This is a genomic window from Schaedlerella arabinosiphila (assembly GCF_003885045.1).
GTDB lineage: Bacteria > Bacillota > Clostridia > Lachnospirales > Lachnospiraceae > Schaedlerella > Schaedlerella arabinosiphila.
Genome location: NZ_RHJS01000002.1, coordinates 2,493,511 through 2,513,891, shown reverse-complemented (window position 1 = coordinate 2,513,891; position 20,381 = coordinate 2,493,511). Strand labels below are relative to the sequence as shown.

The following is a 20,381-nucleotide window of genomic DNA, read 5'->3' as shown; positions in this document are numbered from 1 at the left end:
AGTGTGCAGGGCATGGAAAAAGAGCAGGTATTAATTGTTGAGGATGATGAGGATATCCGTGAAGGTGTCCGGATTCTGTTAGAAAGCGAGAATTATCATGTGTCAGAAGCAGAAAATGGAAGAAAAGGGCTGGAGCTTTTGAATGAAGAGACGGATCTGGTTATTTTGGATGTTATGATGCCGGGAATGTCGGGGCTTCGGACCTGTGAGGAGATCCGGAAGGTCTCGAATGTGCCTGTCCTTTTTCTGACGGCTAAAGCGCAGGAATCAGATAAGCTCATCGGGCTGATGGCGGGAGGGGACGACTACCTTCCGAAGCCATTTTCCTATGCAGAACTTTTGGGGAGAGTAAAGGCTTTAATGCGCCGGTACAAGGTATATATGGGAAAGAACCCGGAAAATGAGAAGGATGAGGAGCCTTATCTGGAGATGAAGGGAATCCGGATTCATGAGAATTTCAATGAAGTATATGTAAACGATGCGGAAAAGGAGATGTCCGATATTGAATACCACATCCTGCTTCTTCTGATGCAGCATCCCGGAAAGATATTTTCCGCCCAGAACCTGTATGAGAGTGTGTGGCAGGAACCTTACTTTTACTCCTGCAACAGTACCATTATGGTGCATATCCGAAAATTAAGGGTGAAGATAGAAGAAGACCCAAAGAATCCAAAGTATATCAAAACCATTTGGGGAAAGGGGTATAAATTTGGCGCGGACAACGAATAAGAAGGATTCCATATACTTTCAACTGCTGCGGCTGCTGGTGACAGCAGCTTTTGTAGCAGTTCTTGTATTTTTGGTACTGAATCAGGCAGGAGATTATCTCATTGAAAATTTTTATTATAATTCAGATTATGAAGAACGAAAAGATGAAAGTTATATCAGGAAGCTACAGCAGTACATTGATCAGAACAGCCTGTCTTCCAGAGATGCGGACGCGTTAAAGAGCTGGGTACAAAGGCAGCAGATTGTCTCCATCCGTGTATATAAAGATGGAATGCAGATGTTTGATTCGGAGTATCCGGATCAGGAACTGTGGGAGGAAGAGATTGAAGCCAATGATTACGGATGGGAGGTTTATTATACCGTATCCTTTGCCGATGGGGAGGCGAGAGTCAGCATTACCGGAATATATGCATACCAGTTTTATAACTATGCAATGATTGTGGAGCTGGTGCTGTCGTTTGTTTTGTTCCTGATTCTTGTCTTGTTTGGAATCCGAAGTAAAATGGCATATATTTTAAAATTGAGTGATGAGGTGGAGATATTAGAGGGTGGAAGCCTTGATTATAAGATTACGGTGAAAGGAAGGGACGAACTTGCGGCGCTTGCGGAAGGGCTTGACAGTATGCGGCTGTCTTTTCAGGATTTGATCAAACAGGAAGCAGAGATGGTGCAGGAGAATCAGAAGATCGTTACAGAGATGTCTCATGATCTTCGCACGCCGGTTACTTCTATTATGCTGTATACGGAGATCTTGAAAAAAGGCAGCTTTAAGAGTGAGGGGCAGTGGATGGAATATGTAGAGAAGATTGACCGGAAAGCGAGAAGGATGAAGCAGCTTACGGATCATCTGTTTGAATATTCCCTGATGGCAGGGGAAGAAGAAGTGCAGTTAGAAGAAACGGAAACCTGCGAAACACTGTTTTATGACCTGTTTTCAGAGACCTGCAGTTACTTAGCGCAGCAGGGTTTTGAAGTATTATTCCAAGTAGAATGGCCGCAGAGCAGGATTCGGATTTCAACGGATTATGTGATGCGGATTATGGACAATCTGACATCTAATATAGTGAAATATGCAGACCCATCCATGCCGGTTGTCATTTCTGCTGTGGAGGAGGGGAACATGACAGGATTTTTGTTTGAAAACAGGGTGAAAAAGCTGGAAGAAGAGACGGAGAGCAATGGAATCGGGATACAGAGTGTAAAGAACATGATGTTAAAAATGAGGGGGAAATGCATGGCTGTGCAGGAAGGAGAACGATTTCAAATACTGATTTTGTTTCCGGCTCAGCATGAATAAAGTTCTGTCATATGCAGCATAGCAGCTTCAGTTAAGAAGGGCGATAGATTTGAACAGGAAAAAGTTTGAATCAGAAGTTGTTCAAATTTTGTGAGGAGATTTATATGTTTGTCTTTGGTATAGCTTTGTTATTTTTGACAGCAGATTTTTATTGGCTGTTAGGGAAGCTTTTCTCCTTTTATGGGATGAAATTTAATAAATGGAGCAATTGTGCGATAAGAATTTTATTGATAGTAGTCATCGGCATTATATGTTTTTATTGGGGTTTTTTTGGAATAATCATAATACATCTGATGGTAGTTTCTACAATTATAGAGATAGTAGTGTTGCTTGTTGAACGAATTTTCAGATTACAACAGAATAAAAAGATCGGCAGAATTTTGAGGATAGCCTGCCGAAGCGGTATATTAACGGTTGGGATAGTAAGTTTGGTCGTCTTTATAGGATGTATGAATATGGTTCAGATAACCAAGACGGAATATATTGTTTTATCAGAAAAGCTATCAACAGATTATCGGGTAGTCTTAATTACAGATACGCATTACGATACGATTCAAAAGCCAGAAGCAATAAAAGATATGGTAAAAGAAATTAGTGTATTACAGCCGGACTTTGTTGTATTAGGCGGAGATATTGTAGAGGAAAATACTTCAAAAGAGGCAATGGAGGAAGCTTTTCGTGTATTAAGCACAATTAAAAACAGATTTGGGATCTACTATGTATATGGAAATCATGACAGACAGCCTTATACGGAAAAACGTACTTATACGGATGATGAACTGAATAAGGCAATAGAGGCAAGCGGTATTACAATCCTAAAAGATCGGCATATTACAGTCAATCAGGAGCTGGTGCTTGTAGGAAGAGATGATGCGGCATGGGGAAATCAATCAATGCGTGCTTCTTCTGAGAATGTGTTGAAAGGCTCCAAGCGAAATCTTTTCACCATTATACTGGATCATCAACCAGTAGACATAGAAGAAAATGCTAAGTTGGGAGTTGATCTACAATTGTCCGGTCATACTCACGCAGGACAAATTTTCCCAATTGGATTTTTAAATAGTTTATCAGGAACACTTAATTATGGAGAATATAAACAAGGGAATATGAAAGTGATTGTTTCTTCGGGAGCAGCAGGATGGGGATTTCCAATCAGAACTCAAGGAAAATGTGAATATGTTGTTGTCAATCTGGAGAGTCAATAATTTGGATAAAAATTGTCATATGCAGCATAGCAGCTTCAGTTAAGAAAGGTGATGGATTTGAACAGGAAAAAGATTGTATTCGGACTTTTAGCGGTTGTGGCGGCGGGAACTGTCGGAGCAGCCTCTTACAAAGTACTGCATCATGGGCAGTCGGCCGCACAGGAACAGCAGGTGAAAGAAGAAGTCTTGCAGCTTGAACAGAAAAAGGATGCGGATGGAATCATCCGAGAGATTCCCCAACCGTATTTTATAGAAAAACAGGCGGGATATCGGTATCGGAAACCGGAAGAAATTACTTATCCTTCCAAGATTACGGGAACTAATCGGCATGCCATGGTATTCCTTCCGGCAGACTACAAAGAAGAAAAGAAGTATCCGGTTCTGTATCTTCTGCATGGATTGACCGGAAGCCACCGCACATGGAGGAATAAATCAGCGGATGTCATCTTACAAAACTTACATTATTTTGAGCAGGTGCCGGAGATGATCGTGGTATGTCCAAACAGCGTGGTTAATGAAAAAGAGGATACCGAAGATTTATCCTTGTCAGAGACCATTCAGGCTTATGACCTTACGGGGCCGGATCTGGTGGAGAATCTGATGCCTTATATAAACAGCCATTATCCGGTAAAGGCCGGGAGGGAATATACAGCAGTTGCAGGAAATTCCATGGGTGGGCGAAATGCCTTGTATACTGCATTCAACTATTCGGAGTTATTTGGTTATGTGGGTGCGTTTTCTTCTGCATCGGTAGTGCCGGATGAGACATACGGCCATGTAAACCCGCTTTTAAAAGAACTGGTTCCTCCAACCGAAAAGTTCTGCTTACTTATGCTTTCGGTAGGCAGATCTGATGATGTCTGCGGGGATGTTACCTATAAGCTTCATGACATTATGAAGGAGAAAGGTATAGAACACCTTTTTTATGATACTGAAGGAGGCCATGAGGATACGGTATGGCAGAATGCACTTTATAATTTTGCAAAAAAACTTTTTGTGTAAATGCAGGATTCAGATTCTTTAAGAAATGCTTTAGGAACGGTTAAGGCTTTTCATTGATAATAGAAAGAAATACAAAGGAAGGAGGCAGACGGAAAAAGCGGACTGTACGAAAGGGGTACAGTCCCTTTATCCGTAAAGAAAGCATATGGGAAAGAAGGGATTTATTTTATTGATGCTTCTGGTAAGCCTGCTTGGCTTTTCTTTTACTGTATCTGCAGAAAGTAAGACACAGACGGAAAATGGAAATCAAAATAAAAATGCAGCCGGAATCCGGAAAGAACCGAAAAATACGATTGACGTTCTCGTTGCCGGGGATAGTTTAACATATAGTTCCATTTCACCCATGGGATTATGGAATCATTACGGGATCACCGCCTATGTATGCGGACAGCCGGGACAGATGATGGATGAGACTTATGATACATTGAAACTGGCATTCGAGACTCAAAAACCGAGGCTCGTGCTTTTTGAAACAAATGTATTGTTCCGAAAACAGGAGAAGGCGAAAGAGAAAAAGAATTTGATGAGCAAGCTGTATGTGCGGGAGGATTCCAAAGGATTTAAGCTGCGGGATGGGGTAAAGCCGTACCAAAAAGGAGCCTACATGAAAAAGACAGAAAAGAAAGAAAAAATGCCGGAACAGGTAGAGATGTATATGGAAAAAATCCTGAAGCTGTGCAGAGAGCATGGAGCCAGGCTTGTTCTGGTCAGCACACCCTCCCCTAAGAATTATAATTACCGGAAGCACAATACGCTGCAGGAATATGCGGGAAAGAAATCCCTTATATATCTGGATATGAACCTGATCACAAAAGGGCTTAAGATTGACTGGAAGACAGATACCATGGATCAGGGGGATCATCTCAATTTATCCGGTGCAAGGAAGGTCACGAAGTATCTGGGGAAATACCTTAAGAAAGAGTTTAAGCTTTCGGATCACAGGGATGAGGCACATTATAAGAGATGGGAAAGAGCAGCAAAAGAATATACAAGGAAGGAAGAAGAAAAATTAAAAGAAATGCAGGCAATGAGCAGAAAAGAGAAAATGAAAAGCTGATATTCAGATGCTGATTAACGGGAATTGGAGTTTATTACTAGGAGAAACCGAGTAAGAAAAGTGGATGAAATGAAATTGAATATAGCAATATCATCTTCTATAGGAAATGCAAGAGCTTTAGAAATAAAGCAAGGAGAATATAATAAATACATCACCTTTTATTCTGCATTTGGTTTTTTTAATAGTAAATTTGGAGCGAAAAGTGAGTATGAAATAGAATTAAATCCTTCTTGCAGCGAAATTTTTTTCTATAAGGGAGATGGAGAATTTAAACTGGTTTTACAGAAAGACGAAACAACAAAAGAATGGAGACTTATAAAATAATTAAATGATTTCTGAAAATATATTTTCAAACAGGAGGTACAAAGCGATGACAGAATTGATTCAAGTGAAATTAATCCCAATGGAAGAAGAAGACCGAAACCAGTTTATCCTTGATAACCAGGAAGCGTTTCGCTATGGCGCTTTAGAAGAGTTTGGTGTCAGAGATGAACACTTTGAGGACGGTGAAGAAATCATATCCCGACAGACGATTGAAGAATGCATGGATAGAAAAGGTGCAGAAATATACCGTATTGTTTTGCAGGAAGAGAAGGTAGGCGGTGTGATTTTGCAAATTAATACAGAAACAAAACATAATGAACTGATGATATTTTTTGTAATTCCTGCTGAGCACAGTAAAGGGATTGGTCAGGCAGCGTGGAAGGCAATCGAGCAGCTGCATCCAGAGACAAAGGTGTGGGAGACGTGTACGCCATATTTTGAAAAGAGGAATATACATTTTTATGTGAATCGATGTGGGTTTCACATAGTTGAGTTCTTTCATCCAAAGCACCCGGATCCGAATTCGCCTGAAGAGTTCTTGGAAGGGGATGCAGAGGATAGCGAAATGTTCCGGTTTGAAAAAGTGATGAAAATATAAAATTAGAGAAATAGATTCAGCTAATGAATGTGAATGTCAAAATGTAATTTTATTTATTTACCTTTTGACATTTTTTGATTTATCGTGCAACTCCTTGTTAAGAATTTTTCAGAATCCGTTTAGAATCCATTAAGAAATAGAGTGGAAAATTAATGGAGGATGTTTTTTAATTTATATGCTGGTACCAGGCAGGACAGTAAAATGCAAAAGGAGTAAGTTCATATGGACAACAATCATTCAATGATAACTTTTTCGAACACAAGGATGACGGCGTTTGCCGGCTTAAAGCAACAGCAATGCGTACTTAATATGCAGATACGGATGGCAATGGAGAATCATGATGTAGATGCACAGAAAAAGCTGGAAAAGGAACTGGAACAAATTGTAGAGCAGATTAACATTTTGGTGTAAAAGGGAAATATGGGTCGCGAGGAGTATGAAAGCGGGAAATTCACGACAATGAATATCATGGCAGGATATTTTCAGGAGCAACCGCCATTGTATCCGAAGATAAAGAGCAGTAATCTTGTAAAAGTGGAGGTGACAGAAAAAGGTCATTCGTATTGGATGAAAAGGAGCGGATCACGGTAACGCTTATCTATACGGAGGGCAATGATAAGGAAGAGAAGATTTTACGTTCAATATCGGGAAATAAGAATCCACAGGCAAGAACTGATATGTAATGGTAGAAGGTTCAAAATTGGTTTTTGATGAGGATAAGGAACTGGTTCAAAAGTTAATGCCAGCAGGGGATAATAGTTAATGGTAGAAAAAAATATTTTTAGGGTACCATAACAGCCCTTTTTAGATATTTTCAGAATCTGTTAAGGATTCATTAAGATATAGAGTAGAAAATAAAAAATAAAGTAGCTGCCAGGGAAAGAACAGGAAATAATAATTAAATCAGGAAAGGGAGGTTTATGGAAGATGGATTTTGAAAATCGGTTTTATCCAACGGATGAAATGTATAAGGAGTATGTTTATAAAGTACTGTGCAGAGACATGGTTGTATGTTGCATTGTAGCAGCGGCCGTGGCGGGGGCAACGATGATTGTTTGTATGAAATACGAACCAGTCCTGGCAACCATAGAAGGAGTATGTATGGTTGTGATGCTTATTATCCTGTTCTTGGCACCAAAAGATACTCTAAAACGCATGAGAGCTGTTAACATGCAGACAGATAGTGGAACATATCCGGAATGTGTTGTTAATTTCAGCGATACAGTGAAAATGACAGAGGGGAAATATAATATAGAAATTACTTATGGACAGATATGCAGAATTTTTCGCTTGAAAAGCTGTGGTGTGTTAATGTATGCAAAAGAAAAAGGAATTCTCTATGGAGGAGACAATTTTGTAGAAAAAGGCGGCGAAGAATTTGAAACATTCATACTTGAAAAGTGTACGAATGTAAAACATATTGAGAATCGCTGAAAATGAGATGAAGTAGCTATGAATAAAATAATGATATTTACTGTATCAGAAAATGAAGAACATATTCTTTCAGATATTCAGAGATATCTGCATTCAGGAGCAAATTATACAGATATTAGTTCAGAACAAGAAATGGTATTATCTTTTCCTAATCTTGAAATAGATTTATACCGCAGAGAAGTAAGACAGAATGAAAAGGTTATCAGACTCACAGATTTAGAATTCCGGATTATTCATTATCTAGCAAGTCAACCAGGACGAGTATTCACGTACCAACAGATTTATGAAGGGGTCTGGGGTGAGGAATACGCCCATGAGAAAGGAACCATCATGTCCCATATCCGCCATATCAGGCAAAAGTTGGAATCAGGTAAAGGTTCCTTCGACTACATAGAAAATATCAGAGGAGTAGGATATAAATTCAACAAACCAATGACCGGCAGTTCGTAGAGCTGCCGGTCATTGTTCTGTTCTGCCAAGAAGATAATCCGCACTGACTTTGAAATAATCTGCAATTACAGCAATCTCGTAATCCGGAACGAAGCGTTCCCCTCTTTCAATTCTTAAAATCGTCAGATCACTAAATTCAATCCCGCTCAAAGTAAGCCTGGCGGCCAGTATGCGCTGGGAGATGTTCTGTTGTTGGCGTAACTGCTTTAAGCGTTTTCCGATGATATTCTTCGATTCACCGTTCCAATATATTTTCATGTTCTTATCCCCACATAAAAACTTCTAAAGATGAAAGATTTATGATTGATTGTACCGGATTGAAATGATAATATACTTCTAAAGATGAAGTTATCCAAAGTTTTTGTATAGTAGCAGGATGAAAATGCAGAAACTATATCTACTAAGTAGGAAAGTTTCATTCTACGGCAAAAGAAAGGAGAAGATCATGGAAAAACTGGTATGGGACAAAGTAAGACAATTTCTGGAGCGATTGAGGTGCGAAGATGTTGACCGGGAGAGTATCGTGGATACAAAGGAATTTCAGGAGGCAAAACAAATCCTCGAAGATAAATATGCCATATATCAGCAGAGCATGGTAAATATCCAGCAGGCGGAGCAGGAAAAAATTCAGGACTATGTAGAAGCATTAGAATCTTATTCTTCTGAAGAATGCCAGCAGGCATATCTTCAGGGCATGGTTGACTGTATGCTGACCTTGTGCGGCGCTGGTATCCTAAAACCGAAACAGGAGTTGGAAACTCTGCTAAAAACACTGATACAGTCATCATGTTAAGAAAGTGACTCCATTACCTTACCGGAATCACTTTTCTTAAGAAAACTCAAGCAAAAATACAGAGAAGCTCAAGAATCGTTGTCTATAATGGATTCGTGGGCTTTTCTTCTCTGTTCTCCAATAATGTCCGGGTATTTTCCAAAAGAATATTCAGTTCTTTTGGCGTGCATTGTGGCAGTAAGCGGATCAGCTGGAGATAGGTACTGTTTTCTTCATGCCGATTTGGGTGGATGAACTCATTTGCAGAAAGATTTAAGATCTGCATAATCCGGCAGAACAGCTTTAAGCTTGGTATATTCTTCCCGCGTTCCACATTGCCTAAATAGGACAGGTTGCAGTTTAATTTTTCCGCAAGCTGTTCCTGTGTCAGTTCCAAATCCAGCCGTCCATTTCTGATAAATTTCCCCAGTCTGTTGTTTGCAAAGATCATGTATTGTAATCACCTCCATGAAATCTAGTGTATTACACCAGATTTGAAAAGTGAAAATAGTAATACACCATAATAAAAACGGTGTATTACAGCGGATTTCTATGAATAGATAAATACAACAAAAGAAAAACATTGGAAAGGCGTGTCTTCTAGTTGTTGGATTTTAGAGGAATTCTGAAAGCTTTGGGTAAACAGTTAAAAAAATTATAGACTCTTATGCGGTAAAATACCGCTTTGAATATGGTGTAATACGCCATAAAGAATATGGAATAACATTGTCAGATGGAAAAGCAGCCAGGTGTAGAAAAGAGATACCGGGATGCTTTTCTTATTTTAGTAAATATGCAGGGAATATCCGGGCGCCTCCCTAATCTGAACTGATTTTATGGATATAAAACTCAGATTAGAGGAGGTACTAAATGAACTCAAATGGAATGAGTGAAGAAAATATTACTGTGACCCAGAAAATATTATTTCTATCATATCGCCGAGAATTGTACGAAGAGATTTGCATTTCTCTGGCTGGACAATATGATATTTTGTATCATAGAATCAGAGAAAACGAAAATAGTACAGCAGCTATGGATGAAAATGTTGTACTGTGCATGATAGAAATGCTGCGTTTTACGGAAAAGAGTGCGGAACTGCTCCATAAAATACGGAGTAAGTTAAGCGTACCGATTCTGTTGATATCCGATGCCAGAACAGAAAAGATAAGAAAAGAAGAGATGGTACATGCAATTAGGAGCGGAGCGGACGGATACCTTATCAGTATCCAGTCTGCAGAGGAGATTGCGGCAGAAGCAACTGCCCTGATCCGGCTGCAGCAGCGTATCAAGGAGCGACCTGAAGTATGGACGTATGGGGAGCTTCAGATTATCCCGGACAGAAGGCAGGTCTTCCGCCAGGGGAAGGAGATTTTGCTGACTCACATAGAATTTGACCTTGTGCAGTATCTTGCCGTACAGAACGGGAGAGTCGTTACATATAAGGAATTATATGAAGCGGTCTGGCACAGCGAGTATCTGTTTGATGATGAGAGTATCATGGCACATATCCACCGTATCCGCCGGAAACTGGAAACAGACAGGAAACATCCTTTTTACATCCAGAATGTATATGGCATCGGTTACCGGTTCGGATGCTGCTGTACCCGAAAATAATGGTTGAAGTTTCATAGGTTTCGTTGCAGCTTGCTATGAATTACTTTGTAAGGCAGTGCCGGCCGGCGCTGTCTTACAAAATAGTTCATAATAGGCGTTTACAACAACATTAATACAAGATATATGAAAAGAATAATTGACGAATACTATATATTGTGCTAATATGAAAATGAAATTTGTATTTGTATTCATCTGGAGGGTGGATAGCGTATTTTAGTTTCGGAATGTACCGAAAGAAAACGATAAGGAATCAGGGGATTCCTGTCTTTCACAGGGAATCAAGAGGGAAAGCATTTAGAATGGCATATTCTGGGTGCTTTTTTGTTGTTTTAAGGCTTGGCGTGTTTGGGAAAGCCTTCTGCCCTGTGAGAATTTCCAGAAAGATGGACGGATACAAAGAGCAGCCTGTGCTGGAAAAGCAAAGAAGGAGGTGTTTTGTCATTTATGAGGAAAGGAAGGAGGAAACGAATAAAGAGAAACAGGCTGAAGATGAATCAGGAGTCAGTGGGGCTGCATTTAGGAAGGAGATTTCTAAATGCTTTTTTTAGGCCACAGCTACGGAAAGAGACGCTAAGCGTCAGATTTTAAAGCTGTGCAGATCATCAGGAGGAGAATGTATGAACAATACAATTATGATGGGACGTCTGGTCCGGGATCCACAGATCAATTATGTTGAAAATGGCAAGGGCGATGAGATGGCGATTGCGAATTTCCGCCTTGCCGTAGACCGGAAGTTCAGTGACGATACGGACTATTTTCCATGTGCGGCGTTTGGACGGCTGGCAGAATTTGCAGAAAAGTATTTGTACCAGGGAATCAAGGTTGTCGTGAACGGTCGGATGGAGAACAACAATTATACCAGTAAGGACGGGGACAAGGTGTATGGCGTCTGCCTTAAGTTGAATGAGATTGAATTTGCGGAAAGCAAGAATGCGGGGCGGGATGATGACGAAGACGGAGGCGGCAGAAACCGGAACTCTGGAAACCGGAGAAATTCTTCCGGAGGAAGAGGAAGTTCTTCCGGAAGCAGGAGCGGATCCAGAAATTCCGGTTCGTCAAGAAGCGGTTCCGGCAGGAGTTCCGGATCTTCCAGAGGTGGTTATCAGAACAGCGGTTCCGGAAACAGCAGATCCTCACGAGGCCGGAATGTAGACGAAGAGTTTGAAGGCATGGAGGATGGCTATTTTGACTAAAGGATTCCAAGGGGGAGAATTCCCCCAAAAGGAAAAGAGGAGGCTGTTTATGGAGGCTGTAAGAGAATGGATTGTGAGATATAGGCAGATTCTTATTTTACTGGGAGTGTTCGGCATGATGCTGGCTCCCTTTTTATGGCCGTTTTTTCTTGCAATCATTTTTCAGGCGTTTTATGTGGCGATTCCCTTTCTGATAGTGGGAATTGCCGTCAAAATACTGCGAAGGGAGAAACCGAATGAGCAAAAAGGGAGTCAAAGATATCAAAATACAAAGGATGCAGGTGTATATTCCGAGGAAACCGTATCAGGATGTAAGGCTTCAACAGGGGCAGAGAAGGAGAAGACGGCTCCTGCATGGGAAAGGCACTGGGAAACGGGAGAGGAATCGCTAAGACGGCAGCTGAAGAACAGGAAGGAGATGAGCGACGCTTCCTGTTTTGCGCTGATCTGGTATGAATTAGAAGGGAAGGAGCGGCTCTTCCGGCTGATGGGAAAGCTTGAAAGAGAAGGAATCCGTAAGTTTTCCATCAGCCCGGAGGGGATTTGCTCGGTTCGTGCAGAAAACGGCTACCGCAGGATCGGTGTATTGCGCTCTTATCCATGCAGGGAAATGAAAAGCCTCATGCCAAGGCTTAAAAAGGATCATATCCATGCATCGCTAAGAGGAAAATACCTGTGGCTTTCATGGGGGAAGGAGTGCTTCAGATGATACATTGCAAGTTCGTAGAAAGAACCTATTATAATCCGGCAAATGGGTATACTGTAGCTTCCTACCGCACTAAGGAAGAGCTGCCCCGGGAGGTCGGCCGTCAGAATACGGAATCTCCGGGGCTTTTTACCGCTTATGGCATGGAACTGCCGGTGGGTGAAAACCTGGAGATGAAGCTGGACGGCACCTGGAAAAAGAGCAAATACGGGTTTCAGCTGGATGTTTCTTATTTCCATGTCGATATCCCGGAAACAGAGGCCGGCATTGAAGCGTATCTGTCCTCCAGCATGATCAAAGGGATCGGACCGGTAACGGCGCACCGCATTGTGGAACGGTTTGGGAAGCGTACTTTGTATGTGCTGGATAAAACACCGGAAAAGCTTTTGGATATTCCCGGAATTTCGGAGACAAAGCTGGAAGAAATATTAAATGGGTACCGGAAAAGCACCGCTTTACGGGAGCTGATGGTCTATCTGGCACCTTTTGGAGTGACAGCAAATAAGCTGGAAAAGATACAGGAGCATTTCGGGGAGAGTGCCTACCACATCATCCGCGAGGACCCCTTCCGGCTCTGTGAGGTCAGGGGGTTCGGTTTCCTGACAGTTGACCCGATTGCCATGAAAGCAAAGAATTTCCGGCCGGACAATCCGCTGCGCATTAAGGCGGCGATCTCCCAGGTACTTAAGAAAGCGGAAGAGGAAGGGCATCTGTTTTTGACCAGTGAGGAAATTGTGGAGCAGGCAAGGGATCTCTTAGATCATAAGAAAAATTCCCGGACATCCGGTATCTCGGACTCGGCGATTAAAAATGCCGGGAATGACATGATCCGGAAGGACAAGTCCCTGGTTGGAAACGGAGGCGGTATTTATAATAGGTCCGGGTTTGACGCGGAAGTAGGAGCGGCGGGAGAACTGGTCCGCCTGATGTTTCAGGAAAGGGAGAAACGGGATATCCGGAAGATGTTGAGTCAGATTGTGAAGGAGGAAGGGATTACCCTTGACAGGATGCAGGAACAGGCAGTATTCCAGGCATTCGAGTATCCGGTGTCTATCATTACAGGCGGTCCGGGAACCGGAAAGACTACCCTCATCCGGATCATTTTAAGGCTGCAGGAAATGCTTGATCCGGATGCCATGATTCTGCTGTGCGCCCCTACAGGAAGGGCGAGACGGCGTATGTATGAGAAGACAGGCTATCCGGCAATGACCATCCAGAAAGCAGTCGGCATGACAGGCGTGGATGGGGAAGAAGCGTGGAACCAGACGGAGAAACTCCCGGATGACCTGATCATCGCAGATGAGTTCGGTATGTGCGACATGTACCTTGCGTATAAGTTTTTCTATTGTATCAAGCGTGGGGCGACCCTGATTATGATCGGGGATCAGGACCAGCTTGGAAGCGTGGGGCCTGGGAATGTATTTAAGGAAATGATAGAATCCGAAGTTATCCCGGTGACGGTTTTAGATGCCTGTTTCCGGCAGGAGGAAGGGAGTACGATTGTTGAGAATGCAAGGCGCATCAACCAGAACCGGACAAGTCTGCGCTATGATAGCGATTTTCAGTTCCGTGCGGCTTCCGATCCGGAGGATGCTGCCCGGATCATCCAGAAAATCTATGAAACATACTGGAGGGAGCATGGGAAGCGTACGGAGGATATCATGGTGCTTTCCCCGCTCAGGAAAGATACGGCTGCAGGCTCGGATGCCCTGAATGAAAGGCTGCGCGGGGTGGTGAACCCAAAACGGAGGGGCAGGACGGAGATTAAAAATGGCAAGAAGCTCTTCCGCGTAGGGGATATCGTGATGCAGACAAAAAATGTAGATGAGGTTTCCAACGGAGATTTAGGGGAAGTCCTGGGGATTTATAAGAAGGATGGCAAGATGGTCATGGAGGTAGATTTTGGTGATGACCGGATTGTAAGATTTCCGGATGACGATTACTGGCCCCTGACACACGGTTATGCCATGAGCGTGCATAAAAGCCAGGGAAATGAGTGCCCGGTTGTAATCATGCCCGTGCTGGCGTGCTTTTGGCGCATGCTCCAAAGGAATATCCTGTATACAGGGATTACCAGGGCGACAAAACAGGTGATCCTGGTGGGGAGCAAACAGGCGGTAGCAAAGGCGATCCACAATAACAGAATGGCGAAGCGGAATACCAATTTTGCATTGCGGCTCAGACAGGTCTATAAGTCTATGCAGGAGTATTATGAAAAATCCGCGTAGATGAGATTCAATCCTTTCCTTTCATACAGTCTGTGTGGAGGGGAAGGAATAAAAGCAAGTAGGAAGGAGGGAGTGTAAAGTTATGCTTCCACAAGAAAAGATGCGGTGGATTGGACAGACCACCTATGAGAAATACCAGCAGAGAGGATTCCCGGAGGGATGTCTTAACCAGGTGGTTCTATGCGGGATCAAACTGGAACAGCTTCCGAAGAATTTTTCGATTCAGCAGTCAAGGTTATATGAGTGCAGGATCCGGGGGATGGTATTGAAACAACTGGATCTGAGCGGGTGCGTGATTACGGACTGCATATTTGATTCGCTTCAGATAGAATCCCTGAAAGCAGCAGGTGCATGGATTCATGGAACGGTCTTTTCCGGGGACCGGTTTGGAAGGTTTGATCTGTCTGATACAAGGATCAACTACTCTTGTATCCAGGACTGTGAGACCAGGTTCCTGCATCTTGACAGGGCCATTTTGAACAGCGTTTATTTTTACAGGATCAGGTACCAGAGCGTAACGGGGCAGGAAACCGTGAATATGAGGCTTTCCGGAGCTACGGGGGATGAGATAGAGAATTATAAACAATGTGTAAGAGCAGCAATTTTTTGAAGTGAAAGTTTTGATTCGTGAGATTCAGATAAAAAGATGAAAGACTGAACGGAAAGCTCTTTGCGGCTGTCCGTTTAGTCCTTCGTAAAGATTACGACATCTGCGATTTCGCAGTCCAGAATTTTACAGATATCATGCAATGTATTTAAGGTGATACTTCGGTTCTTTCTTAGGGCGTCTAAAGTGCCTGTGCTGAAATTGTATTCATGAATCAGCTGGTACTGGGTAATGCCCTTTGTTTTCAATGTCTCCCAAAGAGGCGCATAGCTTATCATATGAATCACATCCGTTCTTTCTTTTGGTAATATTATAGGGAAATTTCATGGTTTCAAACATTGCCGAAAAATCCGGCAATATAGTAAGATAAAGTAAAACAGAGACAAGATAGGAAGTGGATATAGATGAAAGAAAAATATATACAGTTACCGCCATTATCAGTGGATTTACCGGCAGAGTTAGTCGGGATGATCTGGCTTTATGCGAAAATGCCAAAAGACAGGCGGTCAATGTTTTTGGAATTTATGAATGTAAATGTGTATGGCAACGCGGAAGATATCAGTAAAACAGAGTTATCAAGAATTATAAATGAAACAGACAGGGATTTAGAACCGGATCTTTCAGAATATGTGGAGCTTATGAAAAAGTTCTTCGGTATCCTGCTTTCACAGGCATGCGAGACGGCAGGATTCGTATACCAGCATTATTGTGTGGAAGGGAAGAGCCTGGAGGAAATATCCAGGGAGTACCAGATGGATGAAGAATCTCTGCGGCTGATCGCACAGTATTATGAGCTGACAGGTGAATCCATTCGGCTTAGAGAAGATGGATATAGTCAATAACCTGGCGAATACGAAATGTAGCATTATAAGATAGAGTATGTGTTTTTAATTGAGCAAATATATGACATGTGGTATAATGGCAGTGAGGTCATATACCTTTTGGGAATGGCTTTTGCGTTTCCTATCATAATAAAAGGAGGTTTATGGCTGATGGATACGGAAATAAAAAATGCGGTCAGCGCAACAGATCAGGACGCCCAATATGATGATAAGGCAAAACGCCTGTTGGGAAATAAAATCATTCTGGCGCATATCCTGGTAAAGACGGTTGATGAGTTCCGGGGAATGAACCCGAAAGATGTGGTATCCTATATTGAAGGGGAACCATTTATCAGCATGGTTCCGGTAGAGCCGGGGCTGACCAATTTGGAAAAAGAAGAAAATGGGCAGCGCATTGTCGGGATGAATACAGAAAATGCGGAGATTAATGAGGGACTTGTAAGGTTTGACATTATTTTTTATGTGCGGATGAAAGATGGTATCTCGCAGGTTATCGTGAATGTGGAGGCACAGAAGGATGAACCGACAGGCTACCACATCTTGAACAGGGCAGTTTTCTATGTGAGCCGTCTTGTTTCCTCGCAGAAGGAACGGGATTTTGTAAAGACAAATTATAATGACATCAGGCGGGTATTCAGCATTTGGGTATGTTTGGGCATGGACGAAAGCAGCATGGCTTATGTGCATCTTGCAAAAGACGATCTGCTCGGTTCCTATCCGTGGAAAGGTGGGCTTGACCTGCTAAATATTGTTTTGATAGGCATATCAAATGAACCTCCGGAGCATGATGAGAAGTATGAGCTGCACCGTCTGCTGAGTACGATTTTGTCAATGGAGTTATCCGTTGATGAAAAATTAGGGATTATGGAAACAGAGTACAGTATTCATGTAGACGAAAAAATAAGAGAGGATGTGAGCGCTATGTGCAACCTGTCGCAGGGAATTAAAGAAAAGGCAACAGACAATGCCATAATGGGTGTAATTATCAATATGTATGAGAATAATTTTACGATTGATCAGATAGCATTGGCAACAAAGAAAAGCGTGGAAGAAGTCAAGGCTATCATTGAAAAGAGAATGCCTGTGTTGGCATAACCGCAGTAACTTAATAATACAAACAGTAAAGCAGTGAATTTGTTTTTTATCAAAAAGAAACAATTCACTGCTTTTTTACATATCATGCAAATTTGTAGTAATTGCTCAAAAACATGGTCTGTATTGTGGACAGTGCGCCCAAAAGGAGGAACATGAGCGAAAACATTCATTGGAATTGCTCTATTGTGGGATTTGTAAAAGGAGAGTTGATGTGTTATGCGACAGTGTATGAAATAAAAAATAAGAATCGTAGCAATAGCGGATAGAAAATGGAAATGTCTTTTGGGGATATTCGTGTTAGAATATAGAAAGTATGCAGACTATTGTTCCAGTAATTGAAAGGGTGAATGGAATGTACAAGGTGGAGATAAAATTTGATCCCAATAATCTGACGCAGTATGAAATGGATAAAATATGTGAACAGACAGACGAGATTTTGGAGAAGGAAGATTTGGATTGTGCAGATAGAGAGCCGGGGCGCAGAATATATCTTGACCGGGGGCGTAAACAAGATTATGGAAGGTTTTGGGCGGCAATCTTTGCGTTAAAAAGTGCAGCGGGAATTTCAAAACATCTCCAGGAGTGTTTCTGGTACAATGGAGATGAGAAAGAAAATTTGATTATAGATTTCATGAGAAATGAAATCAATGGATAGTATGCAGGAAAAAGACTAAAGAAAAAACATTACGCATATTGGATGCACTATATATTGTATAAAAATATTGACTCACACAATATATGGGTATATAATAGTATAGAAATTATTATTTTTTCTGTTTACATGCAGAAAATCAAATTTTGTTCCGGCGTGGGCTGGAAGTAAAACTTTCAGGCAGAAGCCTGCCAAAAAACGGGGATACAAAACGGCACTGATTATAGGATGATGGTCAGTGTCTTTTTTTGTGTTCTGAAACACAACAAAACCAGCAGAAAGGAGATGGTAACGTGGATACGTCAGGTTACAAGCAAACAGAAGAAAAGAAGGAGGACATGGAAAATACCGTATTTGGCCGGGGACACGACAGTATGGAGCTGATGGCAAGGTTCGGCTGTGCAGGTTATATGCAGAAATTTTATGAATTTCTTCAGGGGAAGTTTCACCCGGAGAATATTATGGAGAAAGACACACCAAATCTGTCTAAAGACCAGGCCTGGCATGTGATCTACTGCATGCAGGAGTACTTCGGCATTTTTGACGACCGGTTTGAACGCTGCAGGGAGTGTGACACGATCTTTGACAGCTATGAAGAGGGCACAGTCATTAACGGGGATACGGAGCCTGTGGAAAGGAATACGGTATTTGAAGGACCGTATATCCACCGGTTTACGGAAGAAGAATATGGACATTACTGTGAAGACTGCCGCCCCGACTGATTCCTGTGGATGTGTGAATCAGCAGGAAGATGGAGCGTAGGAAGAAGGAGGAATATTTTCATGTCAGCACTATTTGAAACATGGACGTTAAAACAGGAGCTTCCGGATCCGTTTGCAAGGATTGTCAGGGAGAGCGGAGGAAAAAGAACCAGTGTGAAAGAAAAGGATTGTTCCACATATAATACGGGAAAAGCAAAATCGGCGACCCTGCATCCACCCACCCTGTGGGCGATCTTGGGACTGATAGAACTGATGGGGGGATATGGATCTGGCGCCGCCGGGTTTCAGGCAGGGAATGAAGAAGTCAATTTTTTTTGTGTGGAGTATGAGAAAACGGATGGGAAATACGCTCTTGTCTATAACAGCAGGAATGGAAAAGTCAAAGGATTAAGAATGCAAAACGGTAAGATGGAACCACTGCCTCCCGTATCAGAAAGGGGAAGCAGCGGAGAAGAGTACATGATGCTTTTTGCATTTTTGAGTGTAGATAGCATCGACGGCATGTATAACCGTGAATTTGCTTCTCATTTTTATGATATCCGGTCTCACCTGGAGGGAGAGGATGTATTAACCGATGAAGAGCTTCTAAGCTGTGCGTTTGTCTGCTGTGATAACCTGTACCGCAGGATTGAATCGGGAAGCATGATGGGAGAAGGTGCGATTCCCCTAGAAGAAAGCCAGCTTGCAGGTACGGATTTTATTACCCCTTATCTTCTGCATACGGGTGTATACAGCCCGAATGAGATCGAGTGCGGGGAATTTGAAATCTTAGCTGCAAGGCCGCTGCTTAAAGAAACGACACTTGGAGCGCTGAAGGGGAAATTCAACCAGGGAAGGACATACCCAGAGGAATACAGGCGCATGATTCCGGATTTGCCGGATTACTACCGGGTGAATACAGAGACACAGGAGATCCTGACGATGATCACCAATACACCGGCAAGGTTTTTCATGCTGGCAGGCGAATCCGGAGCCGGGAAGACTACGGATTCCAAGATCATTGCACAGGCGCTTGGGTATCCTCATTTTGTTTTTACCTGCGGGCCCAATACGGAGGAGACGAGCCTGATGGTGTCCATCCTGCCGAACATTGACAGCTGTAAGCTGCCAGAAGAGCACTGGCCTACGATGGAGGATTTTTTAATGGATCCCGCTTCGGCAGTTGCAGAGCTTACCGGTATGTATCCGGGAAATTTGGAGAGAGAAACCGCTTTCCAAAGAATTTTAGGGGAGATTTACCAGAGAGGCTATGAAAAGGCCAAAGGGGAGAAGGATTTTATTAAGAAGGAGTCCACCATCATCCAGGCATGCCGGATGCCGTCCGTCATAGAGATCCAGGAGGTGTCCATGATTGAAAAGCCGGGGACTCTGACCCGTCTGAACGCGCTGTTTGACGACTGTGCGAAGACGGATCTGCTGAACGGGGAAATCATAGAACGCCATCCCGATACGGTCGTTATTTTAACGGCCAACCTTGATTATATCGGGTGCCAGATGTTCAATGAATCGGTGCTATCCCGTATGAACCTGATCCAGCACCGCAGGGGCATGAGTGCAAAGGATATGGCGAAACGGGCGGTAGAGCGGACAGGCTGCAGGGAATTTGAGATTGTACATGGGATGGCGCAGGTGGTAGGAAATATCCATAAATATTTAATGAAGAAGCAGGTACAGGGCGGCGTATGCGGGTACCGGGAACTGGAAAACTGGGTATGGAGCTATCTGGCAAGCGGGGATATCGTTCATTCGTCTTACCATACGGTGGTAAGCAAGGCATCCCCTTACCCGGAGGATCGGGAAGAGATCCTGAATACTTATATTCTGCCTTATTATGAAACGGCGGCGTAAAGGAGG

General features: G+C 42.7%; 25 protein-coding genes. 22 read left to right on the top strand and 3 right to left on the bottom strand.

All coding sequences use genetic code 11. From position 1 onward, the window contains the following. Positions 1–12: 12 nt before the first annotated feature. The 10 genes from EBB54_RS12275 (at position 13) to EBB54_RS12230 (ending at position 8,096) form a co-directional block, all read left to right on the top strand. Positions 13–729, top strand: a complete 717-nt coding sequence (locus EBB54_RS12275; protein ID WP_016294842.1) for a response regulator transcription factor — start codon at positions 13–15, stop codon at positions 727–729. After that, positions 710–2,026, top strand: a complete 1,317-nt coding sequence (locus tag EBB54_RS12270; RefSeq protein WP_125127636.1) for a sensor histidine kinase — start codon at positions 710–712, stop codon at positions 2,024–2,026. The genes EBB54_RS12275 and EBB54_RS12270 overlap by 20 nt, the downstream gene beginning before the upstream one ends. Positions 2,027–2,091: 65 nt before the next feature. Next, complete coding sequence (locus EBB54_RS12265; RefSeq protein WP_148099356.1) at positions 2,092–3,231, top strand: metallophosphoesterase; 1,140 nt, start codon at positions 2,092–2,094, stop codon at positions 3,229–3,231. A 51-nt stretch (positions 3,232–3,282) separates the two neighbouring features. After that, positions 3,283–4,233 carry an alpha/beta hydrolase gene (locus EBB54_RS12260; RefSeq protein ID WP_125127635.1) on the top strand — a complete coding sequence of 317 codons (951 nt, stop codon included), beginning with the start codon at positions 3,283–3,285 and terminating at the stop codon, positions 4,231–4,233. Between the two features lie 145 nt (positions 4,234–4,378). Next, complete coding sequence (locus EBB54_RS12255; protein WP_049918435.1) at positions 4,379–5,290, top strand: SGNH/GDSL hydrolase family protein; 912 nt, start codon at positions 4,379–4,381, stop codon at positions 5,288–5,290. A gap of 69 nt (positions 5,291–5,359) precedes the next feature. Continuing rightward, on the top strand, positions 5,360–5,614 hold the full coding sequence (locus tag EBB54_RS12250) for a hypothetical protein (RefSeq protein ID WP_016294837.1): 255 nt from the start codon (positions 5,360–5,362) through the stop codon (positions 5,612–5,614). A 46-nt stretch (positions 5,615–5,660) separates the two neighbouring features. After that, positions 5,661–6,212, top strand: a complete 552-nt coding sequence (locus tag EBB54_RS12245) for a GNAT family N-acetyltransferase (RefSeq protein ID WP_016294836.1) — start codon at positions 5,661–5,663, stop codon at positions 6,210–6,212. A gap of 240 nt (positions 6,213–6,452) precedes the next feature. Next, positions 6,453–6,623, top strand: a complete 171-nt coding sequence (locus EBB54_RS12240; RefSeq protein WP_243127641.1) for a hypothetical protein — start codon at positions 6,453–6,455, stop codon at positions 6,621–6,623. Between the two features lie 516 nt (positions 6,624–7,139). Then, positions 7,140–7,646 (top strand): hypothetical protein, encoded by a 507-nt coding sequence (locus tag EBB54_RS12235; RefSeq protein WP_016294833.1) that lies wholly within the window; start codon positions 7,140–7,142, stop codon positions 7,644–7,646. Positions 7,647–7,664: 18 nt separating this feature from the next. Next, positions 7,665–8,096: a winged helix-turn-helix domain-containing protein gene (locus tag EBB54_RS12230; protein ID WP_016294832.1), complete on the top strand. Its 432-nt coding sequence runs from the start codon at positions 7,665–7,667 to the stop codon at positions 8,094–8,096. Between the two features lie 9 nt (positions 8,097–8,105). On the opposite strand, the gene EBB54_RS12225 is transcribed toward EBB54_RS12230, so the two are convergent. Then, positions 8,106–8,354: a helix-turn-helix domain-containing protein gene (locus tag EBB54_RS12225; protein WP_016294831.1), complete on the bottom strand. Its 249-nt coding sequence runs from the start codon at positions 8,352–8,354 to the stop codon at positions 8,106–8,108. Between the two features lie 187 nt (positions 8,355–8,541). Between EBB54_RS12225 and EBB54_RS12220 the strand changes: the two genes are divergently transcribed. Further along, on the top strand, positions 8,542–8,889 hold the full coding sequence (locus EBB54_RS12220) for a hypothetical protein (protein WP_125127634.1): 348 nt from the start codon (positions 8,542–8,544) through the stop codon (positions 8,887–8,889). A gap of 82 nt (positions 8,890–8,971) precedes the next feature. Here the strand turns inward: EBB54_RS12220 and EBB54_RS12215 are convergent, their stop codons facing one another. Beyond that, the gene (locus EBB54_RS12215) at positions 8,972–9,319 is read right to left on the bottom strand and encodes a helix-turn-helix domain-containing protein (RefSeq protein ID WP_125127633.1); all 348 of its coding nucleotides are present in this window, start codon (positions 9,317–9,319) and stop codon (positions 8,972–8,974) included. Between the two features lie 581 nt (positions 9,320–9,900). Between EBB54_RS12215 and EBB54_RS12210 the strand changes: the two genes are divergently transcribed. The 6 genes from EBB54_RS12210 (at position 9,901) to EBB54_RS12185 (ending at position 15,219) form a co-directional block, all read left to right on the top strand. After that, positions 9,901–10,482: a winged helix-turn-helix transcriptional regulator gene (locus EBB54_RS12210; protein ID WP_243127640.1), complete on the top strand. Its 582-nt coding sequence runs from the start codon at positions 9,901–9,903 to the stop codon at positions 10,480–10,482. Positions 10,483–10,658: 176 nt separating this feature from the next. Next, a complete protein-coding gene (locus tag EBB54_RS12205) occupies positions 10,659–11,030 on the top strand; it encodes a hypothetical protein (RefSeq protein ID WP_125127631.1) in 372 nt (123 codons plus the stop codon). Positions 11,031–11,099: 69 nt separating this feature from the next. Beyond that, positions 11,100–11,675: a single-stranded DNA-binding protein gene (locus tag EBB54_RS12200; RefSeq protein WP_125127630.1), complete on the top strand. Its 576-nt coding sequence runs from the start codon at positions 11,100–11,102 to the stop codon at positions 11,673–11,675. A 49-nt stretch (positions 11,676–11,724) separates the two neighbouring features. Then, positions 11,725–12,384 carry a hypothetical protein gene (locus EBB54_RS12195; RefSeq protein WP_125127629.1) on the top strand — a complete coding sequence of 220 codons (660 nt, stop codon included), beginning with the start codon at positions 11,725–11,727 and terminating at the stop codon, positions 12,382–12,384. Then, positions 12,381–14,609: an SF1B family DNA helicase RecD2 gene (recD2, locus tag EBB54_RS12190; RefSeq protein ID WP_125127628.1), complete on the top strand. Its 2,229-nt coding sequence runs from the start codon at positions 12,381–12,383 to the stop codon at positions 14,607–14,609. Before EBB54_RS12195 ends, recD2 begins: the two co-directional genes overlap by 4 nt. 82 nt (positions 14,610–14,691) lie before the next feature. Continuing rightward, positions 14,692–15,219 carry a hypothetical protein gene (locus EBB54_RS12185; protein WP_125127627.1) on the top strand — a complete coding sequence of 176 codons (528 nt, stop codon included), beginning with the start codon at positions 14,692–14,694 and terminating at the stop codon, positions 15,217–15,219. Positions 15,220–15,293: 74 nt separating this feature from the next. Here the strand turns inward: EBB54_RS12185 and EBB54_RS12180 are convergent, their stop codons facing one another. Then, positions 15,294–15,494 (bottom strand): helix-turn-helix domain-containing protein, encoded by a 201-nt coding sequence (locus tag EBB54_RS12180; RefSeq protein ID WP_044984546.1) that lies wholly within the window; start codon positions 15,492–15,494, stop codon positions 15,294–15,296. Positions 15,495–15,656: 162 nt separating this feature from the next. Between EBB54_RS12180 and EBB54_RS12175 the strand changes: the two genes are divergently transcribed. The 5 genes from EBB54_RS12175 (at position 15,657) to EBB54_RS12155 (ending at position 20,375) form a co-directional block, all read left to right on the top strand. Further along, entirely contained in the window at positions 15,657–16,058 is a 402-nt protein-coding gene (locus EBB54_RS12175) for a hypothetical protein (protein ID WP_243127639.1), read from the top strand. Positions 16,059–16,208: 150 nt separating this feature from the next. After that, the gene (locus EBB54_RS12170) at positions 16,209–17,153 is read left to right on the top strand and encodes a hypothetical protein (protein ID WP_016294822.1); all 945 of its coding nucleotides are present in this window, start codon (positions 16,209–16,211) and stop codon (positions 17,151–17,153) included. Positions 17,154–17,505: 352 nt separating this feature from the next. Continuing rightward, entirely contained in the window at positions 17,506–17,808 is a 303-nt protein-coding gene (locus tag EBB54_RS12165) for a hypothetical protein (RefSeq protein ID WP_125130749.1), read from the top strand. A gap of 290 nt (positions 17,809–18,098) precedes the next feature. After that, entirely contained in the window at positions 18,099–18,527 is a 429-nt protein-coding gene (locus EBB54_RS12160) for a hypothetical protein (protein WP_016294820.1), read from the top strand. A gap of 60 nt (positions 18,528–18,587) precedes the next feature. Beyond that, complete coding sequence (locus tag EBB54_RS12155; protein ID WP_125127625.1) at positions 18,588–20,375, top strand: nucleoside/nucleotide kinase family protein; 1,788 nt, start codon at positions 18,588–18,590, stop codon at positions 20,373–20,375. Positions 20,376–20,381 lie beyond the last annotated feature (6 nt).